This window comes from Pseudomonas sp. 910_21 (assembly GCF_052850735.1).
This window is the reverse complement of sequence record NZ_VXCY01000035.1, coordinates 1-697: the sequence shown is the minus strand read 5'-3', so window position 1 is coordinate 697 and position 697 is coordinate 1. Positions and strand designations below refer to the sequence as shown.

Below are 697 nucleotides of genomic sequence, written 5' to 3'. Positions count from 1 at the left end.
GTCGGCCACCGACTCCGTGGCCGAGGGCGGCTCCATTGTCTACACCGCTACCCTGACCAATGCCGCAGGCACTCCGGTCACTGTGACCCTGTCCAACGGTGCCGTCATCACCATCGCCGCGGGCGCTACCTCGGGTACCGCCACCGTTGCCGCACCGGCTGACGACGTGTACAAGGATGCGGGCAAGGTCGAAGTCACCATCAGCAAGGCTGACGGTGGCAACTTCGAAAACCTGGAGACCAACCCAGCGCCAGCCGTCACCGATGTCACCGACACCATCGATACCTCGACGGTGAACCTGACTGCCACGCCGAGCGTGGCCGAAGGCGGCACCGTGGTGTACACCGCATCGGTGTCGGCGCCGGTGACCGGCTCGCCAGTCGTGGTGACCCTGTCCAACGGTCAGACCATCACCATCCCGGTCGGCGAAAGCCAGGCTTCGGTCAATTTCACCGCGCCCAACGATGCCCTGGCCGGTGGCAGCTCTCTGAGCACCACCATCACCAAGGCTGACGGCGGTAACTACGAGAAGCTGGAGATCAGCGACAAGCCCGCTGAAACCACAGTAACCGACACCCCAGACACCACCACCCTGAGCCTGTCGGCCACCGACTCCGTGGCCGAAGGCGGCTCCATTGTCTACACCGCTACCCTGACCAATGCCGCAGGCACCCCGGTCACCGTGACCCTGAGCAAT

Annotated in this window: 1 protein-coding gene; it reads left to right on the top strand. The window is 64.6% G+C overall.

Annotation, left to right across the window (positions count from 1 at the left end):
- Window positions 1-697 (top strand): immunoglobulin-like domain-containing protein (locus FW796_RS31860; protein ID WP_446440705.1); only part of this gene is annotated, 697 nt, incomplete at both ends.